Origin of the sequence: Burkholderia sp. JKS000303, assembly GCF_002563755.1 — a bacterium.
GTDB classification, from domain to species: Bacteria; Pseudomonadota; Gammaproteobacteria; order Burkholderiales; family Burkholderiaceae; genus Burkholderia; species Burkholderia anthina_B.
Genome location: NZ_PDBZ01000004.1, coordinates 158,359 through 177,094 on the forward strand (window position 1 = coordinate 158,359; position 18,736 = coordinate 177,094).

The window sequence follows — 18,736 nt, forward strand, 5'->3', positions numbered from 1 at the left end:
CATGCGCGAACCCGTCATTGCCGCCGCGGGCGGCCACGTCGCCCAGACCGAGCCGTCGCGCTGGGTCGCCCGGTGGTCCGGGCTCGTCGCGGCAGGCGGCGCGGTGCTCGACGTCGCGGCAGGCGGCGGCCGCCACGCACGCTGGTTCGCGTCGCGCGGGCATCCGGTCGTCGCAGTCGACCGCGACCCGGCCGCGCTCGCCGCATTGCGCGCGATTCCCGGCGTCGACGTGTGCGACGCCGATCTCGAGGGCGCGCCATGGCCGCTGCCGGCCGAGCAGTCGTTCTCGGCCGTGATCGTCACCCATTATCTGCATCGCCCGCTCTGGCCCCATCTGCTTGACGCACTGGCGCCGGGCGGCGTGCTGATCTACGAAACTTTCGCGCAAGGAAACGAAACGGTCGGCAAACCGTCCAATCCCGCGTTCCTGCTCGCTCCTGGCGAGTTGCTGGACGCGGTGCGAGGCCGCCTGCGGGTGGTCGCGTACGAGGACGGTTTCGTCGCCGCGCCGCGCGAGGCATTCGTTCAGCGCATCTGCGCAGTACGCGAGGGCGCGACCCCGACGGCGGGGGCGGGAATTCCACGTTACGAACTGCCCGGCTAATCCGCTACAATCTCAACGTTTACCGGTACATCAATCAATCGCGTTTCATGGCTAACGGCACCCAAGACGGCATTCAAATCCGCGGCAGCATCCCCGCGATCGTCACTCCGATGCTCGAAGACGGCAGTCTCGATCTGCCGGCGTTCCGCAAACTGGTCGACTGGCATATCGCGGAAGGCACCGACGGACTCGTCGTGGTCGGCACGAGCGGCGAGTCGGCAACGCTCAGCGTCGAAGAGCACATCCTGATGATCCGCACGGCGGTCGAGCATGCGGCAAAGCGCATCCCGATCATCGCCGGTGCGGGCGGCAACTCGACTGCGGAGGCAATCGAGCTGACGAAGCACGCGAAGGCCGTCGGCGCCGACGCGACGCTCCAGGTCGTGCCTTACTACAACAAGCCCACGCAGGAAGGGATGTACCGGCACTTCAGGACGATCGCCGAAGCGGTCGACCTGCCGGTGATCCTGTACAACGTGCCGGGCCGTACGGTCGCCGATATGGCGCACGAGACGACGCTGCGCCTCGCACAGGTGCCGGGCATCATCGGCGTGAAGGAAGCGACGGGCAACATCGATCGCGCCGCGCACCTGATCAAGGCCGCGCCGAAGCATTTCGCGATCTACAGCGGTGACGATCCGACCGCGATCGCGCTGATGCTGCTCGGCGGCCACGGCAACATTTCGGTGACGGCCAACGTCGCGCCGCGCGCGATGAGCGACCTGTGCCGCGCGGCACTGGCCGGCGACGTCGCCACGGCGCGCGAGCTGCACATGAAGCTGCTGTCGCTGCACAAGAACCTGTTCATCGAGGCGAACCCGATTCCGGTGAAGTGGGCGCTGCAGGCGATGGGCAAGATGCAGGGTGGCATTCGCCTGCCGCTCACGCCGCTCGACGAACGCTGCCACGATGTCGTGCGTTCGGCCCTCGTCGAGGCCGGCGTCCTCGCCTGATGCAGAGGCGGCCGCGTCCTGCGGCCGCCGGCTCGACCCCTCATCAACCCGCACCGGCCGGCTCCGTCCGGCGCCGCTCCTGACGAGCGTTCTAGCAAGACGAAGGATTTCATGAAACGTTTCGCCTTTTCCTCTCGCGCCATCCAGGTTTCGGTGGTGGCGCTGGCGCTGGGCGCGCTCGCCGGCTGCGATACGCTGAACGATTACCTGGCCCCTGATCGGGTCAACTACAAGAACACGGGTTCGGCGCCGCCGCTCGCGGTGCCGAGCGACCTGAAGCCGGTGCCGACGACGCAGCAGTTCATCGCGCCGCCGACCAACGCCGGCCTCGGCACGCTGCCGCCGCGGGCGACGACGACCGCCGGTAACGCCACCGACGGCGTCCCGAGCGCGCAGGATCCGCTCGGCATGCACATCGAGCGCGATGGCGACCACCGCTGGCTCGTCGTGGACGGGCGCACGCCCGAGCAGTTGTGGCCGATCCTGAAGGAATTCTGGCAGGAAAACGGCTTCTCGCTGAAGACCGACGCGCCGTCGACCGGCATCATGGCCACCGACTGGGCCGAGAACCGCGGGAACATTCCTGACGACTGGTTCCGCCGCACGATCGGCAAGGTCATCGACTTCGCCTACTCGTCCGGCACGCGCGACCGTTTCCGTACGCTCGTGACCCGCACGCCGAACGGCAACACCGACATCTCGATCACGCACAGCGCGATGGAGGAAATGATGGTCGGCCCGCAGGGCGGCACGTCGTCGCGCTGGGAAGAGCGTCCGCGCAATCCGGTGCTCGAGGCCGTGTTCCTGTCGAAGCTGATGCAGAAGTTCGGCCTGACCGATGCGCAGGCGAAGCAACTGCTGGCCGACGCGCATCCGGCGACGGCGCAGGCGCAGGTCAGCGACGCGAGCAACGGCGCGGCGACGCTGCAGCTGGCCGAATCGTTCGATCGTGCGTGGCTGCGAGTCGGTCTCGCACTCGACCGCACCAACTTCGCGGTCGACAATCGCGATCGCGAGAAGGGCCTGTATACCGTCCGCTACGCGAATACGATGGAAGAGCTCAAGCGTGACGGGCTGTTCGGCAAGCTGTTCTACGGCGGCCCGACGGCAGCCAAGCCCGGCAAGGAATACCTGGTCAACGTGCGCGCGCAGGGCAATGGCGGCACGCAGGTCGCGGTGGTCGACGCAAACGGCCAGATCGACAACTCGTCGGATGCGCAGCGGATCATCTCGCTGCTCCACGCGCAGCTGAACTGACGCGTGCGCTTCGCCAGCCTCGGTAGCGGCAGCGAAGGCAACGCGCTGGTCGTCGAGGCCTCGAGCGGCACGACGACCACCCGCGTCCTGCTCGACTGCGGCTTTTCAGCGAAGGAGGTCGAGCGCCGGCTCGGCCGCCTGAATCTCGGCATCGACGATCTCGATGCGATCCTCATCACCCACGAACACAGCGACCACGTCGGCAGCGCGCTGACGCTCGCGCGGCGCGGCTCGCTGCCGCTCTACATGAGCTGGGGCACGGCACGCGCGGTGGGCGCGGACGAGGCCGATGTCGATCTCCACGTGCTGTGGGGTGACGAGACGGCTTCGATACGCGATCTGGCCGTGATGCCCTATACGGTGCCTCACGACGCGCGGGAACCGCTCCAGTTCGTCTTTATGGACGGCTGCAGCCGGCTCGGCGTGCTGACCGATGTCGGGATGGCCACGCCGCACATCACGACCGTCCTGAGCGGCTGCGACGCGCTAGTGCTCGAATCCAACCACGATACCGCGATGCTCGCGGGCAGCCGCTATCCGCAGTCGCTGAAGGCGCGGATCGGCGGCAATCACGGCCACCTGAGCAACGATGCGGCGGCCGGTATCCTCGCGTCGCTCGAACGCAGCCGCCTGCGGCATCTGGTTGCGGCGCACTTGAGCCAGCAGAACAATCGGCCGGAGCTGGCCCGCCAGGCGTTGGCCGGCGTGCTGGGAACGGACGGGGAGGAGGTGGTGGTGGCCACGCAGGACGCGGGCTTCGACTGGCTGATGCTCGGCTGAGCGGGGGCGGGCGGCGGCGCCTGACCCGATCGGACGGTTGCCCGGCGCGCTGCGCGGAACCGACGGACGTAAAAAAACCGGCCCCTCGGGCCGGTTTTTTTTCAGCTGACGCTGAGGCTTACTGGCTTGCGCCCGAAGCCGGAGCAGCCGTAGCAGCCGAAGCGTCCGACGCTGCAGCAGCCGTTGCGTCGCTCGCAGCAGCCGTTGCCGACGAAGCAGCAGCAGCTGCGTCGCTCGCAGCACCAGCAACTGCCGAAGCAGCCGACGAAGCAGCAGCCGATGCGTCGCTAGCAGCCGACGAAGCAGCTTGATCAGCGCTCTTGTTGCAAGCAGCCAGTGCAACAGCAGCCAACAGGGAAGCTACGAGGAGGGATTTCTTCATGATCACGTCCTTTTATGGTTAAAGGTAAGCAACAGCGCGAAACAATACCGGTAATGTGCTCCAACACCGACCTGGGCCGCTGGTGGAGACGCACTTCTAGAGCGTGAATCTTCCCTACGGCTTGGGCGGAAATTATATGCACTTTCCTATCGACCGTCGACAAATGCGGGGTCAATACGTTGTCTTTCCCATACAGAATTTGATCTGCACGGGCATACGGGGCGGCCCACTAAATCCGGTTTCCGACCCGTAGCCAGCCCGCACAATACCATTCGTGCAGCAAGGCTGTCATTGAGGGAACCCGGGATAGTGTTACAAACCGTTTCGCCTCCATCCGGCGCAGATTGGCCAGTTCGGGCAGCCATTCACCGGCCTGCTCGAGCGGTTCTTCCTCGCCGTTAATGAAGTACGAGCGCGCGTTATACATCAATGCGGCGCGTCTGTCGAGATACACGCCACGGCGTGACGCCTGGACAACGAACGCGGCCTCGGACAGCGGGCGTGCCGGCGGCTCGAATACGACGTTCGATTTCGGCTCGCTCAGGTAGCAGCCGAGGAATTCCGCGACGTCGCGTTTGCGCCAGCGGATCGAATCGACGATCTCGGCGACGCGTTCGACCATGGCCGGCGGCAGTTCGGCGGGCGAGCCGACCGCGGGCTGCTTCGGATCGCGGTAGAGCGCGTCGCCATGCTCGTCGCGCAGGCCGCCGCGTTCCGCGAGGTAGTACAGGAACTGCGCGCCCAGCTCCCCGGCGGACGGTGCCCGGAAGCCGATCGAGCAGGTCATGCATTCGCCTTCGGCCACGCCGTCGTGCGCGATGTGCGGCGGCAGGTACAGCATGTCGCCCGGTTCCAGCACCCATTCGTCGCTCGGCTCGAAATGCTCGAGGATCTTCAGCGGCACGTCCGGCTGCAGCGACAGATCCTGCTGGGCGCCGATGCGCCAGCGGCGCCGGCCTTCGACCTGCAGCAGGAACACGTCGTACGAGTCGAAGTGCGGGCCGACGCCGCCGCCGTCCGTCGCATACGAGATCATCAGGTCGTCGAGGCGTGCATCGGGGACGAAGCGGAAGCGGTCGAGCAGCGCGCGTGCCGCGTCGACGTGCAGGTCCAGCCCTTGCACGAGCAAGGACCAGGACTTGCGCGAAACGGCAGGCAGCGAACCTGGTTCGAACGGGCCGTGCGCCAGTTGCCACTTGTTACGAAAATGCGTGACCAGTCGCGATTCCGCGTCATAGTCGGCAGCCAGCTCGAACAGCGCATCGCGCGTGACCGGCGCTTTCACGCCAGGCATCGCCTGGCGGATCAGCAGCGGCTTTTTCTGCCAGTAGCGGCGCATGAATTGCGCCGGCGTGAGACCGCCGAGCAACGGCGTGGGAAGATCGGGAGGCGGCGCGCCGAGCGCGGCGTCAGCGGCATCCCGCGGTTCGGCTTGAGACCGGTTGCGCATCGTATAATGAGACTTGTATTTGGGAGAATTGGATGAAAATCGCAAAAAACACCGTCGTGTCGGTCACTTACAAGCTGTCGGATGCACAGGGCAATCTGATCGAGGAGAGCGACGAGCCGATGGTCTATCTGCACGGCGGCTATGATGGCACGTTCCCCAAGATCGAGGAACAGCTCGACGGCCAGGAGCCGGGTTATCAGGCGCAGGTTCAGCTCGAACCGCAGGACGCATTCGGCGACTACGATCCCGAACTCGTGAAGATCGAGCCGCGCGATCGTTTTCCCGAGCCGCTCGAAGTGGGCATGCAGTTCGAAGGCACGCCGGAAGACGGCGACGAGGAAGTCGATTCGCTGATCTACACGGTCACCGACGTCGCCGAAGACAAGGTCGTGCTCGACGGCAACCACCCGCTCGCGGGCATGGCGCTGCGTTTTGCGCTCACCGTGAAGGACGTGCGCGAAGCGACCGAAGACGAGATCGAGCATGAGCACGCGCACGGCGCGGAAGGGCTGGAAATCGTCGACGAGGACGAAGACGAGGACGGCGACGCGCCGTCAGGGCGTACCCTGCACTGAACTGTCCGGCAGGCCCGGCGCCGGCCCTGAAGCAGCGGGCGGCGCGGGCCACGACGCACCGCCCGGCAGCGTGCCGTCGCCTTGCAGCGGCGGCGCGACCGACGACGAGTCGGGCAGGGCCGGCAACGCCGGAATTTCCGGCATCTGGGGCAACGGGACATCGTCGTGCGGCACGAGCGGTAGCGCGGGCGGAATCGGCAGGTTCTTCGGCACGTCCTGCAGGCTCACGTTGAAGATCGTCTGCCGGGCCGGCGACACGCTCACCTTCACCCATTGACTCGTCGGATGGCGCAGTCCGATCGCGACGCGCGTCACATTTCCCACCAGCGCACCGTCGTCCGCATGCAGCGGGCGATCGATCAGGAATCCGTTCGCGAGCGGCTCGCTGCTTGCGTGCATCACCAGGATCGGGCCGCGGAATGCCGCTGCCGCCTTCACCAGCGTTCGTTTCAGCTCACGGAAGCCGTCGCGCACGCGCGGCCGGTTGAAACGCAACCATGCAAACCGTTCCGAGCGATCGTAGCGATCGAACTGCGGATCGCCTTCGAAAATCACCACCATTGCACGCGCTTCGCGCCGTTTTGCAAATTCGGCCGCATGGTCGATCCAGAAGTTGTTCGCGATGATGCGGTCTTCGAATTCGCCGTTGCGGCCGCCGGCCGTCAGGAAGTGGTTGTTCGGCGCCGGTGCATTCAGCGCGACATAGACGACGTCGTCGTGTATCCAGCGCGCGTTCTCGCGATACGGCCGGAACCGGGCGACTTCGCTTTCGCGCGTGATCGGCAGCGCGCCGGCCTCGGGCAGCGCTGCATCGGCGAGCAGTGTCTGACGGAGGAAGTCCAGGCGTTCGACGGGATCGTAGCTGCCGCCTGCCGCGGTGCTGCACGTCACCCAGTCGTCGTGGCCGGGGATGAATACCAGCGGCACGCGTGACGTGTCCAGGATCGCGCCGCGCTGCGTATAGAGCGAGTCGCGGCACGCTTCCTTCGCGCCCTTGAGGTCGCCTGCATAGACGACGAAGGCCAGGTTGCGCTCGCGCGCGATCGAATCGAGCAGTCGTTGCGCCGCCGGCTCGTCGGCGGGCACGCTGATGACGCCCGAGATGACCGCGAACGAATAGGGCGGGGCCGCGCGCCTGGGCGGCGCGGCCAGCGCGCCGGCCTGCGCCAGTACGAGCACCGCCGCGGCCAGCGCGGCGGCGGCGCGGGCCGGCCGGCCCGACCGGATGCGGTCAGGCGTGCCCGTCGGCATCGTGCGAACGGACCAGCGTGCGCAGTTCGTACAGCAGGTCGAGCGCGTCGCGCGGCTTGAGATCGTCGGGGTCGATGTCGCGCAGCTTTTCGAGTGCCGGATGCGGGACGTCGGACGGGGCCGGCGCATCCGCGCATTCGAATTCGTCGGCTGCCGCGGGCGGCGCGCTGAACAGGTCGAGCTGCGGCGTGTGCTGCGTGGCGGATTGCTGTTCGAGATACGCGAGATGCTTGCGCGCGGCGCGAATCACGGGTGCCGGAACGCCTGCGAGCTGCGCGACCTGCAGCCCGTAGCTCTGGTTCGCCGGCCCTTCGTTGACGGCGTGCAGGAACACGATGCCATGACCATGCTCGACGGCCGACAGGTGGACGTTGGCCGCTTGCGGGAATTCGGCAGGCAGTTGCGTCAGCTCGAAGTAGTGTGTCGCGAACAGCGTGTAGCAGCCGTTTTGCGCGAGCAGATGGCGTGCGATGGCCCAGGCGAGTGCGAGGCCGTCGAACGTCGACGTGCCGCGACCGATTTCGTCCATCAGCACGAGGCTTTGCGGCGTCGCGTCGTTGAGGATTGCCGCGGCTTCCGTCATCTCGACCATGAACGTCGAGCGGCCGCCGGCGAGGTCGTCGGCCGCGCCGATTCGCGTGAAGATGCGGTCGATCGGGCCGAAGCAGGCCGATTTCGCGGGCACGTAGCTGCCGACGTACGCCATCAGCGCGATCAGCGCGGTCTGCCGCATGAACGTCGACTTACCGCCCATGTTCGGGCCGGTGATCAGCAGTAGCTTGCGTTCGGTGCCGAACCGGCAGTCGTTCGCGATGAACTGCTCGACCTGCGCTTCCACGACCGGGTGACGCCCCTGTTCGATCTCGATGCCGATTTCGTCGGTGAAGGTGGGCGCGACCCAGTCGAGCGTGCGGGCGCGCTCGGCGAACGCGGCGAGCACGTCGAGCTCCGCGAGCGCCGACGCGACGCGCTGGCACTCGGGAATGAACGGCAGCAACGCTTGCAGCACGCCGTCGTACAGCGCGCGTTCGCGTGCCAGCGCACGTTCCTGGGCGGACAGCGCCTTGTCCTCGAAAGTCTTCAGTTCGGGCGTGATGTAGCGCTCGGCGTTCTTCAGCGTCTGGCGACGGCGATAGTCGTCGGGCACCTTGTCCGTCTGGCCGCGCGTGACCTCGATGTAGAAGCCGTGCACCTTGTTGTATTCGACCCGCAGGTTCGCGATGCCGGTGCGCGCGCGCTCGCGTGCTTCGAGATCGATCAGGAACTGTCCGCAGTTCTCGGAAATGTCGCGCAGTTCGTCGAGTTCCGCGTCGTAGCCGCGTGCGATCACGCCGCCGTCGCGCACCATCGCGGCCGGCTCGGGCGCGATCGCGCTCGTCAGCAGGTCCAGACATTCGGCTGGCGGTGCGAGTGCTGCATCGACGCGCGTGAGTGCATCCGCGTTCGCGACGATCGCGCTGATGCGCTCGCGCAATGCCGGCAGGGCCGCGAACGTGTCGCGCAGGCTCGACAGGTCGCGCGGCCGCGCGGACAGCAGGGCGAGGCGCCCGGTGATCCGCTCGACGTCGGCGATCTGGCGCAGCGCGCTGCGCAGGGCATCCAGGCTCGCGTTCGCGGGCGCATCGAGCAGTGCACCGATCGCCTGCTGGCGCGACTGCGCGGCGACCGACGCGCGCGGGGGATGATGCAGCCAGTGACGCAGCAGGCGGCTGCCCATCGTCGTGCAGCAGGTGTCGAGCAGCGAATACAGCGTCGGCGATTCGGTGCCGCGCAGCGTTTCGGTCAGTTCGAGGTTGCGGCGCGTCGCCGGATCGAGGCCGATGTATTCCGTTTCGCTCTCGACTTTCAAGCTGCGCACGTGGCGCAACTGCTGACCTTGCGTCGCGGCCGCGTACAGCAACAGCGCGCCCGCCGCGCCGCATGCGCTCGTCAGCGAGTGTGCGCCGAAGCCGTCGAGCCCGGCGACGTCGAGCTGGTCGCACAGGCGTTGCGTGCCCGACGCGATATCGAAGTGCCACGCGGGCACGCGCTTGATCGCACCGGCGCCCGCCGGCACCGCGTCGGTCGCGCCGTCCGCCGTCAGGATCTCGGCCGGACGGATTCGTTCGAGTGCGGCGCCGAGCTGGTCCGGTTCGATTTCGGCGAGCCGCAGCGCGCCGCTCGCGAGGTTCAGCCAGGCGAGGCCGATATTGACCGCGACGCCGCGCTTGTTGTGGCCGGAGCACATCGCGAGCAGGTAGACGTCGTTCTTGTCGGACAGCAGTGCGGCATCGGTCAGCGTGCCGGGTGTGACGACGCGCACGACCTTGCGCTCGACCGGCCCTTTCGACGTGGCCGGGTCGCCGATCTGCTCGCAGAGCGCGACCGATTCGCCCATCTTCACGAGCTTCGCCAGATACTGTTCGACCGCGTGATGCGGGACGCCGGCCATCCTGATCGGTGTGCCGGCCGATGCGCCGCGCTGCGTGAGGGTCAGGTCCAGCAGGCGCGCGGCCTTCTCCGCATCGTCGAAGAACAGTTCGTAGAAGTCGCCCATCCGATAGAAGACGAGCGTGTCGGGATGATCGGCCTTGATGCGCAGGTATTGCTGCATCATCGGGGTGTGGCCGGCGAAGGCTTCGGGCGACAGCGTGGTCATAGGTCAGGCGTGAAGTTGTTGCTTTGGTTGCCCGAGTTTACCAGTGGCTACGCCGTGCACGCGCGAAGTTCGCCGTTTGGCCAGATGCCTGAGATCACGACGGCCTGTTGCCGACCACGGCAGGAAGTTTCATGTCTGTGAGGGGCGGATATGAAACTTCTCTGGGCAACCTCATTATTGGCGGTCGTTAGCCCCGTGTGGCCGCACCGTAGCGCAACCCGTCGACAAACAGAGCCACCAGACGCCTCGCGTCAGGTGGCTCGGGACATTCGAGCGGGGCACAAAGGGCTGCCACGGCGCACAAAAGTTCGTCGGATTCGACGTCCGTGCGAATGTAGCCTGCAGCGGCTGCAGTATCGAGAAGGCTGCGCACGACCGGACGCAGTCGGTCAAGAAAATATGCTGGCAAAGCCTTGAGGGCCGGGTCGGCTGAATTGAGGGCTGCTGCCAGGCCGCGCCTCGTCGTCACGAAGTCGACATAGCATTCGATCCATTCCTCCAACGCGTTGCCAGCGGCACGCGTCGCCGCGAGAGCTGCTCCCTTGTTTGCACAAGCGTCAACTTCGCTGCGCAACGCTGCTACAACCAAATCAGCGCGTTTCGGAAAGTGACGATAAATCGTGCCGATTCCCACTCCAGCCTTTTTCGCGATCTCGCGCACTGGCGCATCAACCCCGGATGAGTCGAATACCTCAAGCGCGGTTCGCAGAAGCGACTCGATGTTCCGCTGTGCGTCGGCTCGAACCGGGCGCAACACATTGTCGGTTGTGGACTTGTTTGTCTCGTTGCTCAAAGCACTGTTCCTGTTGATAAACGGAACATTGTTCCGTATAGTCGTAACCGGATCGATGTTCCGGTTATATTCTACCGTCCGTGCATCGGTTATTGCCATCCATCTCGAACGGAGCAAACATGCATAGCATTCCCGTCGCGCTCGTCACAGGCGCAAACAAGGGTATCGGCCTTCAAATCGCCAAGGATCTGGCAGCGAAGGGGTTCAAGGTACTCATCGGAGCACGCAACATTGAGTTGGGTCGGGCGGCTGCAACGGCAGTCGGATCCGAAGCGCAGGCGATTCAACTCGACGTGACAGATCAGAAGTCGATCAGCGCGGCGGCATTGCACATCGAAGATACGATGGGGCGCCTTGATGTACTGGTAAATAACGCAGGAGTCTCTCGGCCGATCAAGCCGGGCACGCCAATCGAAGAAATGCGCGAGGCGGACAAGGTGGGTCGTGTAACGGTGGACGACTTGCGTTTCGTGTTCGAGACGAACGTGTTCGGGGTAGTCGCGGTTACACAAGCAATGTTACCGCTCCTGCGCAACGCACCCGCCGGGCGTATCGTCAATGTATCGAGTGCGGGCGGGTCGCTCACGCTCAAGGACAACCCGTCGGACTACTCGCGGCAGTACGTCGGGGTCTATCAGGCGTCGAAAACGGCACTCAACGCGGTTACGCAGGCATTTGCCATCGAGCTTGAAGGCACGAACGTCAAGGTCAATGCGGCGTGTCCGGGCTTCACGGCAACGGACCTGAGCAACTTCGCCCCTGGCGCTGGCTCGGTAGAGGACGCCGCGCGTGAACCGGTTCGCTTGGCTCTTCTCGATGCGAACGGGCCTACCGGCACCTTCTCGAACGCGGATGGTCGTCTGCCGTGGTGAACTTGAACCGCTTCGCATTTCACCTGCATCGTGGCGTGCGATGAATTGCTTGGCGAGTGCCGTATCGACGATAGGGCGCTTGCCGGCTCACGTTTTTCTGGGCATGCCGGAATCAGGGTATCGATAAATCGGCGTAGGTTGTAGCGTAGCTTTGTCGCCAATGCCTCGTCCGATAAGGCCCAGGTACTGCTGCATCATCGGGGTGTGACCTGCAAAGGCCTCGGGCGACAGCGTGGTCATGGATCCGGCGTAAAGTTGGTGCTTGAGTTGCCCGAGATTTACCAGTGGCCCCGGTCATTACGGCCGATGTTCGCCGATCGGACGGTTTCGGCCCGCGATTCGAAGGTCGTCGAGTATTGTATTTCGGTGTGATGCGGGGCGAGTCGCGGGGCGTCTTTATCTTTTTCAGCGGCGCGCTGAATGGGGCGGCGGATGACGCTGCGCCAGAAACCCGACGTGCAGGGACGGATGTAAAGGGCGCTGGTCGTTCCGGGGGGCGAGGGAAGGGCGCAATGGACACGCGGGTCCTCGTTCAGTACTCCAACGCCAGGATTGGCGCCGAATAGACTGGCGGCGGCGCGGTGTTTCCGATGCCCCGGCAAGGGATGACGCGGAACGCATCCTGAATGCCGGCGACATCGAATCAGCCTTCAGGTCATTCGGTCGGCGTCGCGGCTGCCCGTGCCGCCAGATACGCCGTGAAATCACTTCCGACCTCGGGGTGGCGGAGCGCGAAATCGACCGTCGCTTTCAGGTAGCCGAGCTTGCTGCCGCAATCGTATCGGGTCCCGGCATACCGATAGGCGAGAACCTGCTCTTCCGCGAGCAGCGCCTGAATCCCGTCCGTCAATTGAAGCTCGCCACCCGCGCCGGGTTTCAGTCCGCGCAGATGTTTGAAAATCCGCGGTTTGAGAATATAGCGGCCGACGACGCCAAGATTGGACGGCGCAACATCGGGTGCCGGCTTTTCGACAATCCCGGACATCTTGATGATCGATTCTTCCCACTCTTTACCGTCGACCACCCCATACGATTTCGTATCGGACGGCGGGATTTCTTCGACGCCGATGATCGAGCTATGGTAATGATCGAATACATCGACCATTTGCTTCATGACGGGCGGCTCACCGTCGAGCAGGTCGTCGGCCAGAATGACGGCGAATGGATGATCGCCGACGAGTTTTTCAGCGCAGAGCACGGCATGCCCGAGACCAAGCGCTTCGGGCTGGCGTACGTAAAAGCAGTCCACGTTGCGCGGCTTGATGCTGCGCACGAGATTCAGCAGTTTTTCTTTGCCGCGGGCTTCGAGTTCAGCCTCGACCTCGTACGATTTATCGAAATGATCTTCAATGGCACGCTTGCTTCGGCCAGTGACAAAAATCATTTCGGTGATCCCGGCGGCGATCGCTTCCTCGACGGCGTACTGAATCAGCGGTTTATCGACGACGGGCAGCATTTCTTTCGGGCTGGCCTTGGTTGCCGGCAGAAAGCGTGTGCCTAAACCGGCTACGGGGAAAACTGCTTTCGTTACTCTTAGCATTGCATTTTCCTGATAGGAGGCGTCGCGGCTCCGGCGAATTGCAGAAGCAATGCATCCGACCGTCTTTCGTCTACCCAAATGATTGGTCTGTCGGGTTTTATTATGAAGCGGGATTTTCAACCGGCGCGCGAATACCGCGCCAACGGAAACGGGAGTCTACTGAAGTGTCGCGCCATTGAAAAGCCGGCAGGCAACCTGGCTGGATCAAACGGATACTGGAATCCACCTGTTCTGCAATGACCATTCAATAACCCCCGGTCGTCGTGAACAGGCGCCAGTCCCACCCGGATTTTCGTGCGGGAGCGAGGGCGGCGCATGACCGGCGCTGCCCCGCATACACGCAAGGCGGTCGCGCGGCATCGGGCCGCCGTCGGCCGGATGCCCGCGACCCGAAGCACGTCGTCGATCACGGCGTCGACTGTTGCGCGCGGCGTGCGTCGGCTGGCGCATGCGCCCGGCTCGCCATCATGTGCAGCGCGTCGAAACAGCCCCGTTCGCTCAGCGCAAGCAGCATGTTTTTGCCGGTCAGGCGCTTGCCGTCCATGATCATCGGCAGCAGGCGCAGCGCGACGTGCGGCCTGACGCGCGTCTCGGGCCGGTGCTTGATGTAGAAGCCGATGTCGTGCGTGGCATACGCCATCACGGCCTCCGGATCGTCTGCATCGGGAAGGTCGCGGCGCAGTTCCCGCTCCCAGCGGACCGTGTCCTCGATCACCTGCGGCTTGTACGTTTCTTCCGGAATGGTGAAGAGCTTGCGTGCCTGGATCCCGTCGATGGACAGGCTGGTAAAGCGCGCAATCCAGACGCTGCCCGTGAACCCGGCCAGGATCGGAAAGAACCAGAGCATGATGTCGTTCGGCGTCACCCACTTGCCGGACAGCGCTTCGATGACGAGCGCGCGACTGCTCGAGATGCCGTCCACGGCATAGGCCATCGACGCCCAGCAGACGACGCCGATCACGCTGATCCAGCCGAAGTGCCGGAAACAGTCGGACCAGGGGAGCGGCTCGTCGTCGCGCTGCTGGGTTCCCCACGAGATGCTCTTCCGCTTGAGCCATAGCCACACGAACCGCGTGACGTAGATCATCATGATCGGCGAGAAGAAGAACGAGAACAGCGTTTCGAGCAGCAGCGACCACGCGAGCTTGTCCTTGCCGCCGAACCCGCGGGCGCGATCGCGCTTCACGTGCACGATGAACGCCAGGATGCGCGGCATGAACAGGAATACCAGCGACGAGATCAGCAGCATCATCATCGGCATTTCGAGCAGCCGGATGGACCCGATCACGAGGAGCCCCTTGCTCAGGAAATGCACCATCCCGTAGGCCGACACGACGAGGAACATCGCCCACAGCGGCGCGGCCAGATAGCCCACCGACCCGTTCAGGAAAGTCTCCCGGTGAACTGAGCGAAGCCCGTCGATGAACAGGAAGCGAAGATGCTGCATGTTGCCCTGCATCCACCGGCGTTCGCGGATCAGGAATCCCAGCAGATTGGCGGGGATCTCTTCGTAGCTGCCTTCGAGCTCGGGAAGGAACCAGACCTCATAGCCGGCGCGCGCCATCATCGCGGATTCGATGATGTCGTGACTGAGCGGCTTGCCGCCCCACGGCGCCTTGCCCGGTAGCTCGGGAAGAATGCAGTACTTGATGAACGGCTTCATCCGGATCATCGCGTTGTGCCCGATGTAGGATGCGTGCCCCATGAACATGGCCTGCAGACTGTACGAAAAGACCGAGCCGTACAGCCGGGCGGCGAACTGCTGCATCCGGCCGAACAAGCTGCGGCGCATCACGGGCTTGGGGTTGGTCTGCAGGATACCGATCCGTTGATTGCCCTCCATCATCCTGAGGAGTTCGACGATCGCCTTGCCGTCCATGATGCTGTCCGCGTCCATGACGAGCATGTATTCGTACTTTTTCCCCCACCGACGGCAAAAATCGGTGACGTTGCCCAGCTTCGCGTTCAGGTTGACGGGGCGACGGCGGTAGAAGAAGCGCGCTTGCGGAAAGCGTTCGCGCAGCTTGTGCACGGCGCTTTGCTCGACGACGTTGTACTCGAGCTTGCGGCTGTCCGACAGCAGGAAGTTGTCGAAATGGTGGGAGTATTCCGGAAAGTCGCGCGCGATCGATTCCCACGTCGCGGCGATGCCGGCGGCAACGCGCGGCACGTCTTCGTGATAGACCGGATAAACGATGGCGACCTTCGCTTCCTTGCGCGGCTCGCGCGCCGACTTCGACGGGTGCCACGGGTTGTTGCCCGGGCCCCGAAGCGTGTGCCAGGTGCCGAGTAACAGCTTGAAGAAGTTCGACGCGAGGAACCAGGTCATGATCCCGTAGATCACGAGGTAGATCTTGATCGTGATCTCGGGCATCTCCTGCGCGCGCAGCGTGTAATCCGACAGCATCAGAATGATCACCGTCGTGACGAGGGTCAGCGCAAGCGTCACCCTGCGCCGATACTCGACGACCTGCTCCCAGCCCGGCGCTTCGCCGATCGGTGCGTGCAGGTCGTGCGAGCGCCGGAATCGGCGCCACACGTTGTGCTTCCACGAGACGTTCAGCGGCGGCGGGGCGACGGTGATCCGCTCCGGCTTCGGCTGGATCACCGACTCCTGTTTGGCTTCAAGCCACGCATGGAGGTCGTCCCACGTGTGAACTGACGAGCGAAGTCGATCGGCTTCTTCGGCGGGCAGGCCGAGCCGATCAATGTAGGCGTCGAACGTCATATCACCTGGCGGCCTGGACCGGGACCGCAAGCTGGAACAGGATGTTCACCGCGCGCTCGACAGGGACGATCGGCGCTTCCGCGACGTAGACCATGTCGCCGTCCTTGAGCGGGAATCGATGAGACGCGACGAGCCCTTCGAGTTTGTTCCATGCGAAGTCGTACAGAACGGGGCGCTCACCGTGCGGCGCTTCTTCGAGGACGAACACCGCGTGATCGTCGGCGGCGTTGGCATCCAGGCCGGACGCCGACGCGAGCACTTCGGCCAGCGTGGGCGCGCGCGCGAAATCCAGCTCGCCGTTCTTGTGCACGCCGCCGCCCACCACGGTCACGCGCACGAGCGGTGCGCGCTTGACCAGGACCCGGTCGCCGGGGGCCAGCGCGATCTGCCGGGCCAATGCTTCGTCGAGCGGCAACGTGACGGATGCGTCTTTTCGAAGCACGGTGACCTGCGTGGCGACGCCGTCATCGCTGTGTGCGGGGGTCGATCCGATGAGATCGGCGCCGTTCCCCAGTGCCTGCGTCAGGGCCGACGCGAGCGAGAGGCCGGCCGGCGTCCAAGGCAGGATCCTGGGCGCACCGATCGCGCCGGTGACGAGGATGCTGTCTTGCGGCAACGCAGTCACGGAAATCTTTGCGGACGGGCTCTGCAGGATGCCAAGCGATGCATAACGATGCGCGATCGCGGTTTGCGCGGCATCGAGCGTCAGGCCTCGAATCGACGTTGCGCCGACGTACGGGAGGTCGATCATCCCGGTCTCGGAGACCGTGTAGTCGCCGAGATCGATCGGCGACGGGACGTTCGAGGCGCCCTGTTGCGAATCCGAGCCGGGCCACGGTGAAATCGTCCACATCTGAAGATGCAATGCATCGCCGGGCGCGAACGTGAATTCCCCGTGCTGCGTCCCGCCGGACAGCGATGCCAGCGATTGCTGAAGGGTGGTCTGACGGTACGCTGCCTCGGTCGTTGCGCGTCGCTGGGCGAGCACCGGCGTGACGTTCACGATATCGACGTCCTGGCTCGACTTCACGGAAGACACCGAAGGGCCGGCGGACGGCAGGGTGCCGCACGCCGAGAGCGCGAACGCCGTGCAGACGAGGCCAACGCGCGTGGCGCGAGAGAAATGTTTCATCGGAGCAGTCCCCACAGAACGAGAGTGGCAAGCAATACACCGCCGATCCATTCCAGTCGTCGCGGCAATTCAGGTGAGTGGGGGCTCGAGGGCGCACTGATGATGTTCAGGTAATACTTGTTCTTCATCGCGTTCAGTTGCGCCTGCTGGACCGCGGTTTCGACTTCGTGCAACAGGGAGATATCGTTGTCACGCGCGACCGTCAACTCGTCATAATGCGCGGCCTGTCGTGAAAGCGTTTTACCGTCGTTTTCCGTGCTCGCGATCTTTTCTTGAACGGCGGCCATCGCCGACATCATGTTTTTGGCGACCGGGTTATTGGGCGTCGCTTTCGAAATCGCATCGTACTGTGCGGACATCCGGGTCTTTTGCTCGGTCAGCGAGTTCAGCAGCGCCAGGTTGGCGTTGTACAACTCGGACGGGTCGTGCATGCCGGTCGACGTGCGGTAGGCCGCGAGTGCGGCCTCGTCGCTCTTCAGTTTGGCCTCGATCGAGGTTCGCCGGTCCACCGCATTCTTGATGTAGTCGGTTTCCTGCTGCTGGTTCATATCGTCGATATGATGCACCGCATCGCCCAGGATTTTTTGCGCAATCGCAGCGGCAAGAACCGGGGAATAACCTTCAATCGACAACGAAACGATTCCGCTGTTCTGGTCGATTGCGGCATTTACGCGACTCTGGTAGTAATGCCAAAGCGTGACGTCGTTTTTTCTGAAGATTGTAGAAAATCCGCCGAATCGGCTGACGAAGTCGCCTTGACCAAAATGGTCGTAAAGATTAATCGTCTTCGCTACGTTCCGGTATTCGTCCCATGAGCCGACATAATCCTTGACGATATATGCGCCTTCAGTCGAACTGCCGCCACCGGCACCCGAGAGCATCGACGAAAGACTTTCCGATGCCTGGACGGGTTTGTAGACGATGAGGGACGCCGTCGAGACGTAGACGGGCGACGCGATCAGCAGGAAGTAGATGATGCAGAGAAGGTTTGGGATCCCGACAATGACCCAAAAGAGTGGCTGGCGAAACGCTTTCATAATCCCCGACGGTCTGTAAAAACTTGTCCGCATTGAGGGGGCTTGCATCTCAATGCGCGCAGAAAGATAAATTAATTTATGCTTTCTGCATCTTTATAAGCTGATAAATTAGTCTTTCTAAATGATTGTGTAAGAATTGTATTTGTCTTTCTGATTGTTTTCAGAAATGTTCGATGGTCTTTCTAAAATATTGCGGGTGGGGTTTCCCTGTTTTCACAGTGGGCGCGCTGCAATCGCAGGTGCTCGATCGTGAATCATGCGAGATGATGAGGGTGCTGAATTAAACGAATAATTATTGAGGGAAATCCCTCATGGTGTCAAAGAGCATGCGTCCGCGCTGTGGCGTGCGCGTGACGACAGGTTGTTGTCAGTAATCGGGAGACCAGTCGAGACGCCCGGATTGGGTGGAGTTCGGGCGACGCATGGATGGCTCGATGAATACCGTGTTGCCGCGCCCGATCGCCATGCGCGCGATGGCCGTGCGCGGGTTATCGAGGTCGTGGCAGGCAGGCGCGAACGCGCGCGAAGTTCAGCTGCGGAGGGGGATCGTGCGCGGTGATGACCGGGAGGTCGTCTGGTGCGCGAGCCAGGAGGAGGGTATTTGCAGCCGGAGGAGTTGACACGAAGGCGAGTGTGCTCGGGCCGGGAAGATCCGCAATGGCGCGGTCGGCTTTTCGTTCAGCTCACTGCTTTCCGATGGTTTTAACGAGGCGACCGCTACGCGCGGTTCGCCTCGCGGGCGTG

15 protein-coding genes are annotated in these 18,736 nt (G+C 63.8%); 6 read left to right on the forward strand and 9 right to left on the reverse strand.

Annotated elements, in window-relative coordinates:
• Position 1 precedes the first annotated feature (1 nt).
• The 4 genes from BX604_RS33920 (at position 2) to BX604_RS33935 (ending at position 3,594) form a co-directional block, all read left to right on the forward strand.
• Entirely contained in the window at positions 2 to 604 is a 603-nt protein-coding gene (locus BX604_RS33920; RefSeq protein WP_098555581.1) for a class I SAM-dependent methyltransferase, read from the forward strand.
• Positions 605 to 651: 47 nt separating this feature from the next.
• Positions 652 to 1,557 (forward strand): 4-hydroxy-tetrahydrodipicolinate synthase, encoded by a 906-nt coding sequence (gene dapA, locus BX604_RS33925; RefSeq protein WP_098555584.1) that lies wholly within the window; start codon positions 652 to 654, stop codon positions 1,555 to 1,557.
• A gap of 111 nt (positions 1,558 to 1,668) precedes the next feature.
• Positions 1,669 to 2,814, forward strand: a complete 1,146-nt coding sequence (gene bamC, locus BX604_RS33930) for an outer membrane protein assembly factor BamC (RefSeq protein WP_098555587.1) — start codon at positions 1,669 to 1,671, stop codon at positions 2,812 to 2,814.
• Positions 2,815 to 2,817: 3 nt separating this feature from the next.
• Positions 2,818 to 3,594 (forward strand): MBL fold metallo-hydrolase, encoded by a 777-nt coding sequence (locus BX604_RS33935; protein ID WP_098555590.1) that lies wholly within the window; start codon positions 2,818 to 2,820, stop codon positions 3,592 to 3,594.
• Between the two features lie 311 nt (positions 3,595 to 3,905).
• On the opposite strand, the gene BX604_RS40055 is transcribed toward BX604_RS33935, so the two are convergent.
• Together BX604_RS40055 and BX604_RS33950 are read right to left on the reverse strand one after the other, a co-directional pair.
• Complete coding sequence (locus BX604_RS40055; protein ID WP_011657350.1) at positions 3,906 to 4,151, reverse strand: hypothetical protein; 246 nt, start codon at positions 4,149 to 4,151, stop codon at positions 3,906 to 3,908.
• Between the two features lie 54 nt (positions 4,152 to 4,205).
• Positions 4,206 to 5,426, reverse strand: coding sequence for a cupin domain-containing protein (locus BX604_RS33950; protein WP_098555595.1), 1,221 nt, complete (start codon positions 5,424 to 5,426; stop codon positions 4,206 to 4,208).
• Positions 5,427 to 5,458: 32 nt separating this feature from the next.
• Here BX604_RS33950 and BX604_RS33955 point away from each other — a divergent pair, with 32 nt between their 5' ends.
• Complete coding sequence (locus BX604_RS33955) at positions 5,459 to 6,001, forward strand: FKBP-type peptidyl-prolyl cis-trans isomerase (RefSeq protein ID WP_098555597.1); 543 nt, start codon at positions 5,459 to 5,461, stop codon at positions 5,999 to 6,001.
• On the opposite strand, the gene BX604_RS33960 is transcribed toward BX604_RS33955, so the two are convergent.
• From BX604_RS33960 to BX604_RS33970, 3 genes are all read right to left on the reverse strand, one after another.
• A complete protein-coding gene (locus tag BX604_RS33960; protein ID WP_098555600.1) occupies positions 5,981 to 7,252 on the reverse strand; it encodes a hypothetical protein in 1,272 nt (423 codons plus the stop codon). The genes BX604_RS33955 and BX604_RS33960 overlap by 21 nt on opposite strands.
• The gene (gene mutS, locus BX604_RS33965; protein WP_098555602.1) at positions 7,233 to 9,890 is read right to left on the reverse strand and encodes a DNA mismatch repair protein MutS; all 2,658 of its coding nucleotides are present in this window, start codon (positions 9,888 to 9,890) and stop codon (positions 7,233 to 7,235) included. Before mutS ends, BX604_RS33960 begins: the two co-directional genes overlap by 20 nt.
• 187 nt (positions 9,891 to 10,077) lie before the next feature.
• Positions 10,078 to 10,782 carry a TetR/AcrR family transcriptional regulator gene (locus tag BX604_RS33970; protein ID WP_098555606.1) on the reverse strand — a complete coding sequence of 235 codons (705 nt, stop codon included), beginning with the start codon at positions 10,780 to 10,782 and terminating at the stop codon, positions 10,078 to 10,080.
• 20 nt (positions 10,783 to 10,802) lie between these two features.
• Here BX604_RS33970 and BX604_RS33975 point away from each other — a divergent pair, with 20 nt between their 5' ends.
• Entirely contained in the window at positions 10,803 to 11,555 is a 753-nt protein-coding gene (locus tag BX604_RS33975) for an SDR family NAD(P)-dependent oxidoreductase (protein ID WP_098555609.1), read from the forward strand.
• A gap of 655 nt (positions 11,556 to 12,210) precedes the next feature.
• Here the strand turns inward: BX604_RS33975 and galU are convergent.
• The 4 genes from galU to BX604_RS34000 all read right to left on the reverse strand — a co-directional run bounded on the left by galU (position 12,211) and on the right by BX604_RS34000 (position 17,992).
• On the reverse strand, positions 12,211 to 13,095 hold the full coding sequence (gene galU / locus BX604_RS33985; protein ID WP_098555614.1) for a UTP--glucose-1-phosphate uridylyltransferase GalU: 885 nt from the start codon (positions 13,093 to 13,095) through the stop codon (positions 12,211 to 12,213).
• Between the two features lie 406 nt (positions 13,096 to 13,501).
• Positions 13,502 to 15,823: a glucans biosynthesis glucosyltransferase MdoH gene (mdoH, locus tag BX604_RS33990; RefSeq protein WP_098555617.1), complete on the reverse strand. Its 2,322-nt coding sequence runs from the start codon at positions 15,821 to 15,823 to the stop codon at positions 13,502 to 13,504.
• Between the two features lies 1 nt (position 15,824).
• Positions 15,825 to 16,826 carry a polysaccharide biosynthesis/export family protein gene (locus BX604_RS33995; protein ID WP_257146499.1) on the reverse strand — a complete coding sequence of 334 codons (1,002 nt, stop codon included), beginning with the start codon at positions 16,824 to 16,826 and terminating at the stop codon, positions 15,825 to 15,827.
• Between the two features lie 125 nt (positions 16,827 to 16,951).
• Complete coding sequence (locus BX604_RS34000; RefSeq protein WP_098555623.1) at positions 16,952 to 17,992, reverse strand: lipopolysaccharide biosynthesis protein; 1,041 nt, start codon at positions 17,990 to 17,992, stop codon at positions 16,952 to 16,954.
• Positions 17,993 to 18,736 lie beyond the last annotated feature (744 nt).

Bases quoted from the DNA above. Each gene is read 5' to 3' on its own strand.
- BX604_RS33920 (WP_098555581.1), top strand. From the start codon at position 2: ATGCGCGAACCCGTCATTGCCGCCGCGGGCGGCCACGTCGCCCAGACC.
- dapA (WP_098555584.1), top strand. From the start codon at position 652: ATGGCTAACGGCACCCAAGACGGCATTCAAATCCGCGGCAGCATCCCC.
- bamC (WP_098555587.1), top strand. From the start codon at position 1,669: ATGAAACGTTTCGCCTTTTCCTCTCGCGCCATCCAGGTTTCGGTGGTG.
- BX604_RS33950 (WP_098555595.1), bottom strand. From the start codon at position 5,426: ATGCGCAACCGGTCTCAAGCCGAACCGCGGGATGCCGCTGACGCCGCG.
- BX604_RS33955 (WP_098555597.1), top strand. From the start codon at position 5,459: ATGAAAATCGCAAAAAACACCGTCGTGTCGGTCACTTACAAGCTGTCG.
- BX604_RS33960 (WP_098555600.1), bottom strand. From the start codon at position 7,252: ATGCCGACGGGCACGCCTGACCGCATCCGGTCGGGCCGGCCGGCCCGC.
- mutS (WP_098555602.1), bottom strand. From the start codon at position 9,890: ATGACCACGCTGTCGCCCGAAGCCTTCGCCGGCCACACCCCGATGATG.
- BX604_RS33970 (WP_098555606.1), bottom strand. From the start codon at position 10,782: ATGGCAATAACCGATGCACGGACGGTAGAATATAACCGGAACATCGAT.
- BX604_RS33975 (WP_098555609.1), top strand. From the start codon at position 10,803: ATGCATAGCATTCCCGTCGCGCTCGTCACAGGCGCAAACAAGGGTATC.
- galU (WP_098555614.1), bottom strand. From the start codon at position 13,095: ATGCTAAGAGTAACGAAAGCAGTTTTCCCCGTAGCCGGTTTAGGCACA.
- mdoH (WP_098555617.1), bottom strand. From the start codon at position 15,823: ATGACGTTCGACGCCTACATTGATCGGCTCGGCCTGCCCGCCGAAGAA.
- BX604_RS34000 (WP_098555623.1), bottom strand. From the start codon at position 17,992: ATGAAAGCGTTTCGCCAGCCACTCTTTTGGGTCATTGTCGGGATCCCA.